This window comes from Paraburkholderia sp. Ac-20347 (genome assembly GCF_017104805.1).
In the GTDB taxonomy this organism is placed as follows: Bacteria; Pseudomonadota; Gammaproteobacteria; order Burkholderiales; family Burkholderiaceae; genus Paraburkholderia; species Paraburkholderia tropica.
The window spans coordinates 1-8,953 of record NZ_JAAGPN010000302.1 but is presented as its reverse complement, the minus strand read 5'-3'; the positions used below and the strand labels follow the sequence as shown (position 1 = coordinate 8,953).

9 protein-coding genes and 1 pseudogene are annotated in these 8,953 nt (G+C 66.7%); 7 read left to right on the top strand and 3 right to left on the bottom strand.

Features of this window, described 5'->3' with window-relative positions:
- Nucleotides 1-103 precede the first annotated feature (103 nt).
- The 3 genes from sctJ to G3N97_RS33265 form a co-directional block, all read right to left on the bottom strand.
- Nucleotides 104-910 (bottom strand): type III secretion inner membrane ring lipoprotein SctJ, encoded by an 807-nt coding sequence (sctJ, locus tag G3N97_RS33275; RefSeq protein ID WP_241030988.1) that lies wholly within the window; start codon nucleotides 908-910, stop codon nucleotides 104-106.
- 144 nt (nucleotides 911-1,054) lie between these two features.
- On the bottom strand, nucleotides 1,055-1,456 hold the full coding sequence (locus tag G3N97_RS33270; protein ID WP_205997145.1) for a type III secretion protein HrpB2: 402 nt from the start codon (nucleotides 1,454-1,456) through the stop codon (nucleotides 1,055-1,057).
- A 41-nt stretch (nucleotides 1,457-1,497) separates the two neighbouring features.
- Nucleotides 1,498-2,100 (bottom strand): HrpB1 family type III secretion system apparatus protein, encoded by a 603-nt coding sequence (locus G3N97_RS33265; protein WP_205997144.1) that lies wholly within the window; start codon nucleotides 2,098-2,100, stop codon nucleotides 1,498-1,500.
- A 326-nt stretch (nucleotides 2,101-2,426) separates the two neighbouring features.
- On the opposite strand from G3N97_RS33265, the gene sctU reads away from it, so the two are divergent.
- From sctU to G3N97_RS33230, 7 genes and pseudogenes are all read left to right on the top strand, one after another.
- On the top strand, nucleotides 2,427-3,515 hold the full coding sequence (sctU, locus tag G3N97_RS33260; protein ID WP_205997143.1) for a type III secretion system export apparatus subunit SctU: 1,089 nt from the start codon (nucleotides 2,427-2,429) through the stop codon (nucleotides 3,513-3,515).
- A 62-nt stretch (nucleotides 3,516-3,577) separates the two neighbouring features.
- On the top strand, nucleotides 3,578-5,668 hold the full coding sequence (gene sctV, locus G3N97_RS33255) for a type III secretion system export apparatus subunit SctV (RefSeq protein ID WP_205997142.1): 2,091 nt from the start codon (nucleotides 3,578-3,580) through the stop codon (nucleotides 5,666-5,668).
- Between the two features lie 10 nt (nucleotides 5,669-5,678).
- Nucleotides 5,679-6,365, top strand: coding sequence for a type III secretion system protein SctP (gene sctP / locus G3N97_RS33250; RefSeq protein ID WP_205997141.1), 687 nt, complete (start codon nucleotides 5,679-5,681; stop codon nucleotides 6,363-6,365).
- A gap of 12 nt (nucleotides 6,366-6,377) precedes the next feature.
- A complete protein-coding gene (sctQ, locus tag G3N97_RS33245) occupies nucleotides 6,378-7,736 on the top strand; it encodes a type III secretion system cytoplasmic ring protein SctQ (RefSeq protein WP_205997140.1) in 1,359 nt (452 codons plus the stop codon).
- A complete protein-coding gene (gene sctR / locus G3N97_RS33240; RefSeq protein ID WP_205997139.1) occupies nucleotides 7,720-8,370 on the top strand; it encodes a type III secretion system export apparatus subunit SctR in 651 nt (216 codons plus the stop codon). Before sctQ ends, sctR begins: the two co-directional genes overlap by 17 nt.
- A gap of 29 nt (nucleotides 8,371-8,399) precedes the next feature.
- On the top strand, nucleotides 8,400-8,663 hold the full coding sequence (gene sctS / locus G3N97_RS33235) for a type III secretion system export apparatus subunit SctS (RefSeq protein ID WP_065061009.1): 264 nt from the start codon (nucleotides 8,400-8,402) through the stop codon (nucleotides 8,661-8,663).
- Between the two features lie 16 nt (nucleotides 8,664-8,679).
- Nucleotides 8,680-8,953: pseudogene (locus tag G3N97_RS33230) on the top strand (hypothetical protein); the annotation flags it as partial.

Sequence of the window (8,953 nt, the reverse complement as noted above, 5' to 3'; positions counted from 1 at the left end):
TACGGTGGTAGTATGGACAGTGCGCTGCCAGGCGTGCAGCACCGGCGAGGCGCGCCGGAACGGCAGCGTCTGCGCCGCGGCGCCGGGCCGCTCGCGCACGAGATCACGCACCGCGCGCCTGGCCCGGCTTGCGCACGCGGGCGAGCAGGTTCCGCACGATGGCGCCCAGTTGCGTCGAGCTTGCACCACCCGCACCACCACCGGCTTCGGCAGCCGCATCGCCATGACCTTCGCCGCGCGTCTGCACGCCGGTGAGCATGCGCCGCGCGAGCATCAGCAACAAGGCGGCAACGACAATCGCCACGCCCGCGAGCGCTCCCGGCAGCCAGCCCGGCATGCCCGAAGGCGACGCGGATTCGATCTGCACCGGATCGGCAGGCACCGCCGTCACGCTCACCTGGTCGTACGTGAGCCCTTCGACGCTGTGCATCACGAGCGTCTTGATCTGCGGCACGAGCGCGCTGACATCGGAATCGCGCCGATACTTGATGAACACCGCCGCCGACGAAGGCTTGATCGTCTGCGCGAGCGGATCGTTATTCGGCAGCACGATCTGCACGCGCGCGTCGATCACGCCATCGATCTTCGAGAGCGTGGAGGACAGTTCCTGCGACATGCCGTAGATGAAGCGCACGCGCTCCTCGGTCGGCGTGGACACGAGACCGTCCTTCTTGAAGAGATCGCCGAGATCGTCATAGCGCTTGTGCGGCAGGCCGCGCGCGCGCAGCACTTCCATCGCGCGCGCGAGCTGGCCGTCGTCGACGTCGAGCGACCAGGTCTTGCCGCCGTCGTTGCTGTCCTTGTGCGCATCGACGCCGCGTTCGAGCAGCGCCACGAGCATCTCGTTGACGTCCTGCTCGGACAGATTGCCGTACAGCTCCTTCTTGCAGCCCGCGAGCAGCGCGCACAGCGCGAACGCGCCCGCGAGCGCCGCACGCCGAAGACGCCGCGCTTGGAGATTCGAGGTCACAGGGACTCCGTGAGGAGAGCCGCAAACGGCGGCGGATTGCGGCATAAAACGTGTTGAAAGCGGCGAGGCGCTAGCGCCTTGCGATCACTGATTCTTCATCAGCGTTTCGATGGCCGATTTCGACGAATCGACCACGCCCATCTTCGCTTCGAGATCGAGCTGCGTGCTGGCGAGTTCGAGCGTCATGCGAATCGTGCCCGCGCTCATCTCGTTCATCGACAGCGTGGGCGCTTGCTGGGCGAGCTGCAGCGCGTCGTTGACGGTCTGCTGCAGCTCGGCGTCCTGCGCGGCGACGAGCTTCGATGCCACCGCCGTGCCGTCGTTTTCCGGCGCGGCGGGCGCGCTCATGGGCGACTGCTGCATCATCGACTGGAACTTGTCGGCGAGCGCCTGCGGGGTGCCGCCCGCGCCGCCCGTTGACGACGCGCCGTCCGCCATCTGTTCGAGCGAGGCCTGCATGGCCTGACTGGTCGGATCTATGCTCATCTGCTGCTCCGTGGAACTGGGCTGCCGCGCACGCGGACGAATCAGGCGCGCAGGAAAGACGTTTCGATCGCGGGCGCTTGTGCGGGTGTTTGCGATGCTGTTTGCGACGTCGATTGCGACGCCGCTGCGTGCGCAGGCTCCGCATCGATTTCATCGGTGAACGTCGCGAGTTCGTCCACCGACGTCGGCGTGACGAACTGGCCGCCAGAACGCTTCGTGCGAATCGCGTTGATGAGATCGTCGCGAGCCTCCAGCGCACGCACCAGATGCTGCGTATCGCGCGAGGGATTCAGCGCCATCGCCTGCGCGGCTTCCTGCTTCCAGTCGGGATCGCCCTTCGCGGAGAGGCAGAACGCGAGCAGCGCGCGCGCATAGCCGAAGCGCGGCGCGTTTTCGCCGACCTGACGCAGCACGTGGATCGCATCGTCCCAGTGGCCGCGCACCATGTGCAGAATGCCTTCGAGCGTGTCGATCTCGGTGACGCGCGGACGCAGCACGCGCAGCGCGTCGAGCACGAGTTCGATGTCGTAGGGATCGGCCTGGACTTTCGGGAAGTCGCCGAGCAGCGCGGTCGAAACGGTTTCGATCAGGCCGCCGACCACGTCGGGGCTGCAGTTCAGATATTCCGGCGTGCTCGCGGACATGGCGTGTTGCTCCTGGTTGGGCGGGCGTGCCGTGGGGCGCGGCCCGGGTCGGGAAACATGCGCGCCGTGCGGCCGGCGCTCGATGTGGGCACATTAGCAACCGCTTGCGCGCTGCCCCGCGCAGCAGGCGAAGATGGGACCGGGGATGCGAAGCGGCCCGATGGCGGGGCGCATCGCGCTCGCAGGCGTCATTCATCGTCGACGAAAGCGGCGCCCGTGATTCGCACCACGCGCAATGCCTTCGCACCGCGTGCCGCGTCTGGCGAGCGCCAGGGCTATCGTCACCCCACCCGCGCCCTTGCGGCGAATCACGATCCTGCCGCCGTATGAGCGAAGAAAAGACCGAACAACCCACCGCGAAAAAACTCAAGGACGCGCGCAAGGAAGGCCAGGTCTCGCGCAGCAGCGACCTCACCGACGCCATTTCGATGGCGGCCGTCGTCGTGCTGCTCGCGGCCAGCGCGGGCCAGCTCAGCGACATCTTTCGCGCGGTGATGACGCTCGCGCTCGACTTCGTGCATGGCGATCACTCGATCGTGAACATGCAGACGCAGCTCTACACGATCGGCGGCCTCGCGCTCAAGGCGAGCGCGCCGATTGCGTGCGCGGCGGCACTGGCGGCGGTCGCGGCGGGCATCGGCCAGGTCGGCCTGCAGATCGCGACCAAACCGGTCACGCCGAACCTGAACGCCGTCAGCCCGGGCTCGGGTCTGAAGCGCATATTCTCGATCCGCACCGTGATCGAGTCCGTAAAAATGGTGGTAAAAGCGGCCATCATCTTCGCCGTGATGTGGATGACCATCAAGTGGCTCTTTCCGCTGATCGTCGGCTCGCTGTATCAACCGTTGCCGGGCCTCACGCGCATGTTCTGGGACATGCTGCTCAAGCTGCTGATGGTCGCGTCCGCCGTGTTCGTGCTGATCGGCGCCGCCGACGTCAAGCTTCAGCAATTCATGTTTCTCAAGAAGATGAAGATGTCGAAGGACGAGGTCAAACGCGAGCACAAGAATCAGGAAGGCGATCCGCGTATCAAGGGCGAGCGCCGCCGTCTCGCGCGCGAGATTCTGAACTCGCCGCCGCCGACCGCGAAGGTCGGGCTCGCGAACATGATGGTCGTGAATCCCACGCACTACGCGGTGGCCGTGCGCTACGCGCCCGCCGAACATCCGCTGCCGCGCGTGATCGCCAAGGGCATGGACGACCATGCCATGTTGCTGCGCCGCGCCGCGCATGAAAGCGGCGTGCCGATCGTCGGCAATCCGCCCGTCGCGCGCGCGCTCTACAAGATCGGCGTGGACGAACCCATTCCCGAGGAGCTGTTTGAAACCGTCGCCGCCATCCTGCGCTGGGTGGACGCCATCGGCGCGCGCAAGGATGCGCCCGCGTCCGATCGCGACGCCACGCCGCTGCAGTAATCCGTTGCAGTGATCCGCTGCACTGATCCCCAGTAAAACGCCGCCCGGAGCCCGCCACCATCATGTTCAAATCGCTCAGACTGCCCGCCGGTGGCGAAGTCGGCATCGTCGCGCTGATCGTCGCGATCATCTCGCTGATGATCCTGCCGCTGCCGCCCGCGGTGATCGACGTGCTGCTCGGCGTGAACATCACGATCAGCGTGACGCTGCTGATGGTGACGATCTATATTCCCGATGCGGTGTCGCTCTCCGCGTTTCCCTCGCTGCTGCTGTTCACCACGCTCTATCGTCTCTCGCTGAATATCGCGTCGACGAAATCGATTCTGCTGCACGCGGAAGCCGGTCATATCATCGAGAGCTTCGGCGAACTGGTGGTGGGCGGCAATCTGGTGGTCGGGCTCGTGGTGTTCGTCATCATCACGACGGTGCAGTTCATCGTGATCGCGAAGGGCTCGGAGCGCGTGGCGGAAGTGGGCGCGCGCTTCACGCTCGACGCGCTGCCCGGCAAGCAGATGAGCATCGACGCCGATCTGCGCGCGAACCTGCTGACCGCCGAAGAAGCGAAGCGCAAGCGCGCGACGCTCGCCGTCGAAAGCCAGTTGCACGGCGGCATGGATGGCGCGATGAAGTTCGTCAAGGGCGACGCCATCGCCGGGCTCATCATCACGATGATCAACATCGTCGCGGGCATTGCGGTGGGCGTGGCGTATCACGGCATGAGCGCGGGCGAAGCGGCGAACCGCTTTTCGGTGCTCTCGGTCGGCGACGCAATGGTCTCGCAGATTCCTTCGCTGCTGCTCTCGGTCGCGGCCGGCGTGATGATCACGCGCGTGGCCGACGAGCGCCAGACGAAGCAAAGCTCGCTCGGCGACGAGATCGGCCGGCAGCTCGGTTCGAGTTCGCGCGCGCTCTATTTCGCCGCCGTACTGCTGCTCGGTTTCGCGGCCGTGCCCGGTTTTCCCGCGGCGCTCTTCGTGCTGCTCGCGGGCACGCTCGCCTTCACGGCGTGGCGTCTTTCGCGCAAGGAGCCGCAAAAACAGGAGCACGAACGCGAGGCGCTGCATGCGATGCAGCGCTCGGGTTCGAAGGTGGACGTGCCCGCCATTCTGTCGCGGCCGCCGCAATTCACCTGTCCGCTGGGCGTGCGTATCGCGCCCGATCTCGTCGCGCGACTCGCCATGCCCGCGCTCGACAAATCGTTCGAAGCGGAACGCGCGCGCCTGCAGGAAGAACTGGGCTTGCCGTTTCCGGGCATCACGATGTGGTCGTACGCGGCGCTGCCCGCGTCCACCTGCGAGATCCTCGTGCACGACGTGCCGCAACTCACGCTGCAACTGCCCGCCGGACGCGTGATGCTGCCCGCGCTCGTGCAGCCCGCCGCCGATGCCTCACCCGAAGACGCCAACGCGTGGGCCGCGCTCATCGAACGCTGCGAATCCGGCCCGCCGATCGACGCGAGCGGCACGCCCACGCATTGGCTCGAAGAACGCGCCGTGCCCGCGAAGACGCCGGTCTGGCGCGCGGAACAGGTCATCGCACACGCGTCGGTTGCGCTGCTGCGTCGCCACGCGCCGCTTTTTCTGGGCATTCAGGAAGTGCAATGGATGCTCGACCAGCTTGCCGCCGATTATCCTGGCCTCGTTTCCGAGGCGCAAAAAGCGCTGCCGCCGCAACGCATGGCCGATGTGCTGCGCCGTCTGCTGGAAGAACAGATTTCGATCCGCAATGTCCGCTCGATCATGGAAAGCCTCATTACGTGGGGGCCTAAAGAGAAGGACATGCTGATGCTGACCGAGTACGTGCGCGGCGATCTCTCGCGCTTCATCGCGCATCGCGCCACGCGCGGCGCGCGCACGCTCTGCGCGGTGCTGTTCGACATGCCGGTCGAGCAGCACATCCGCCAGGCGATCAAGCAAACGCCGACCGGCAATTTCCTCGCGCTGCCGCCCGACGAAGCGACGCTGCTGATCGACCGCATTCAGTCGTTCGTCGGCACCGCGCCGCGCGACGGCGTGGCGCTCGTCACGTCGATGGATATTCGCCGCTACGTGCGCCGCATGATCGAGGCGCGGCTCGGCTGGCTCGCCGTCTACTCGTATCAGGAACTCGGCGAGCACGTCGAGTTGCAGCCGCTCGGCCGCGTGTCGATCTGAGGCGCGCGACGTGACGTATATCGGCTCGCGCCATCTGCGCATCATTCCGGGCTCGGCGGATTCCAGCGACGCTCCGCACGACGCGAGCGCCGACGACTTCGACTACGCCGCGCTGCTCAAAGGCCGTCGCGCGTGGCGGCGTCCCGCGCGCGATGCCCGCACGCGCGAAGCGGCATCGCAAGACGATAGCGCCGACGCAACGCGAACAATGCACGACGATGACGCCAGCGACAACGCTCCCGCCGCGCCCACGCCCTTCGCCCACGCCGACGACTCCGCGCCCCACGACGACACGCCCGATCGCGACGCCGACGCCGGCCTGACGAAGCAGCGCAGCGCGCTCGGTTCGCATATCGCGCACGCGGCGGCGCCCGCCGTCTCGGCCGTTCTGGTACGTCAGCAGCGCATGGTCGCGCTGCTCGCGGCGCTCGCGCGCCACATCGGCGCGTTCTGCGGCGACCCCGCCGTGGCCGAAGCAGGCAACTGGGAAATCGAGTTGCCGATCGACCCCGCCGTGCTGCCGCACACCACGCTGTACCTCTCGCTTTCGCGTTTCCGGCTGCAGCTTCGGTTCGATACACAGGCGCCGGAGTCGAGGCAATTACTCTTGGAGCACAGCGGTTTGCTCGAACGCGAACTGGACGCGATATTGCGCGCCTGGGGCGAACCCCGCGATATCGAACTCACATTCTGGTGACCTCACCGACGCATGAACGCGCCCTTCGCGGTACCCGCCACCGTCGATCTGCCCGATACCGGCTCGCAGCCGTCACGCACCCGTGCGTATGCACAGGTCGAGGCGCCGCAGGTCGGCCCGCTGCAGTTGCCCGCGCTAAGCCGCGCGGCTGCACGCGCCACGCGCACGATCGGCGATGCACGCTTCGCGCCGTTCGCATGCGTTCAGCTCGGCGCGCAAACGATCGATGTGCAGGTGATCGATGCGAGTCGAACGCAGATCCATGCAGCGAATTTCGCCGATCCCGCCATCGTCGAGATTGCGTTGAGCGCGCGCGACGGCGCTGAATCCAAACCCGCTTCGTTGCGAATCGCGCTGGATTTGCAGGCGTATCCTGCGCTCGCGATTGTGGCGATCCCCGCGCGCGCCCACGCGCCCGACACACACAACGACGCCGCCGAACACGCGTTACGCGACGCCGTCGCCGGTGTGCTGCTCGAACCAATGCTCACGCGCATCGGCGACGCGCTGGCGTGCGACGCCCGCCTCGTATCGGTACGGCGCGCGACGTTGCAGGCGGACGTGCAGATCGCGCTGTCTTTCACGATGCCGATCGACGCTGCGCCTCTCACGCCTCCCACGCTTCACACGCTGCGCATCGCGGCGTGCTCGCGCGCGCTCGATCTGATCGACGCCCGCCTGCGCGCGCCGGAGACCCACCCGACATCCGGCGCGCCGACACCCGACTTTCCCTCGCTCGCCTTACCCGGCAGCCTGATCGTCGGCATGAAACCGCTCGACGTGCAAACGCTGCGCTCGCTCGACGTCGGCGACGTGCTGCTGCGCGCGCTGTTTCCCTCGTGGACGGCGGCCTCACTCGCGGCACTCGCAGCATCCGATACGCCGCAGAAGCTTGAAAGCCACCTCTACGACGAAGACGATCCGCCCGACGCGCCCGATTCGCCACCCGCATCCGCCGCGCGTCCGCGCGCGCTGGCCGCGTGGGGCACGCCGGGGCTCGCGCGCCTGATCGCCGAAATCGCATTCGACGGGCCAGCGCCCGTCATCCTCAAGGAGCCGAACATGTCCGAAGAGCTTGACCCGGCGAACGCCGACGCCGGTCTCGCCGTCGATCAACCCGACAACCCGATCCACATCGGCGAGCTCGAACTGCCCGTGCAATTCGAAATCGACACCGTCGCGCTGCCGCTCGCACAGCTTTCCACGCTCGGTCCGGGCTACGTGGTCGAGTTGCCCGTGCCGGTTGCCGACGCGCGCCTTCGGCTCGTCGCGCACGGCCAGACGATCGGCTATGGCGAGCTCGTCACCGTTGGCGAACACCTGGGAATCCGAATCATCCGCATGGCGCACCGGCATGGTCCAGTTCAGTGATATCACGGGGCTGCTGCTCGTCGTCGTCACGATCAGCCTGCTCCCGTTCGTGGCGATGGTGGTGACGTCCTACGCGAAGATCGTCGTGGTGCTCGGCCTGTTGCGCAACGCGCTCGGCGTGCAGCAGGTGCCGCCGAACATGGTGCTCAACGGCATCGCCGTGCTCGTGTCGATCTACGTGATGGCGCCGATCGGCATGGAAGCGGCCAAATCGCTCGAAGGCCAGCAGCTCGCCTCGCAGCCCTCGCAGGCGCTGATCCAGGCGTTCGGCGCGGCGCGCGAACCGTTCCGCGCATTTCTGATCAAGCATGCGAAGGAGCGCGAAAAGCGCTTCTTCCTGCGCTCGGCGAGCGTCGTGTGGCCCAAGGAAGAAGCGCAATCGCTCAAGGAAAACGACCTGATCGTGCTCGCGCCCGCCTTCACGCTGAGCGAGCTGACCGACGCGTTCAAGATCGGCTTTCTGCTTTACATCGCCTTCATCGTGGTCGATCTCATCATCGCCAACGTGCTGCTCGCGATGGGTCTGAACCAGGTCACGCCGACCAACGTGGCGATCCCGTTCAAGCTGCTGCTGTTCGTGGTGATGGACGGCTGGTCGACGCTCATACACGGCCTCGTGATGACTTATCGCTGATGCCGCGCGCGCAGTTTGCCGGAGAGATTATGGATACCGATACGCTGGTTCGTTTCACCACGCAGGGCATGTTGCTGTGCCTCACCGTTTCGCTGCCGCCCGTGATTGTCGCGGCGGTCGTTGGGCTGGGCGTGTCATTTCTGCAGGCGATCACGTCGATGCAGGATCAGACGCTGTCGCACGCGGTCAAGCTCATCGCGGTGACGGTCACGATCGTCGTGGCCGCGCCGCTCTCGTGCGCGGCCGTGCTGCATTTCGCCAACGAAATCCTGCAGGCCGCCGTGCCGCTCTGATACGCGTGGAGCCACGATGAGCCGCATTTCGCACAATCCCGCGCACGATGCGGCGAGCGCCGGCGCGCAACGCGCCACCGACGCGCAGCAGCGCAGCGCCAGCGCCCAGAACGCGCGTAACAGCGCGCAGTTCGCCGCGCTCTATCGCGGCGAAACCACCTTCACGTATGGCAGCGCGCCGCAATCGGGGCCGACGGTGAGCTCGCAGCGCGCGCGGCGTATGGCCGACTCGCTCGCGCGCAAGCGTCGCGCCGAGAAGCGTCAGCAGCGCAATCTGCGGCGCGGCGGCG

Excerpts from the sequence above, each read along its gene's own strand:
- G3N97_RS33270 (WP_205997145.1), bottom strand. The coding sequence starts at position 1,456 with ATGAGCATAGATCCGACCAGTCAGGCCATGCAGGCCTCGCTCGAACAG.
- G3N97_RS33265 (WP_205997144.1), bottom strand. The coding sequence starts at position 2,100 with ATGTCCGCGAGCACGCCGGAATATCTGAACTGCAGCCCCGACGTGGTC.
- sctU (WP_205997143.1), top strand. The coding sequence starts at position 2,427 with ATGAGCGAAGAAAAGACCGAACAACCCACCGCGAAAAAACTCAAGGAC.
- sctV (WP_205997142.1), top strand. The coding sequence starts at position 3,578 with ATGTTCAAATCGCTCAGACTGCCCGCCGGTGGCGAAGTCGGCATCGTC.
- sctQ (WP_205997140.1), top strand. The coding sequence starts at position 6,378 with ATGAACGCGCCCTTCGCGGTACCCGCCACCGTCGATCTGCCCGATACC.
- sctR (WP_205997139.1), top strand. The coding sequence starts at position 7,720 with ATGGTCCAGTTCAGTGATATCACGGGGCTGCTGCTCGTCGTCGTCACG.
- sctS (WP_065061009.1), top strand. The coding sequence starts at position 8,400 with ATGGATACCGATACGCTGGTTCGTTTCACCACGCAGGGCATGTTGCTG.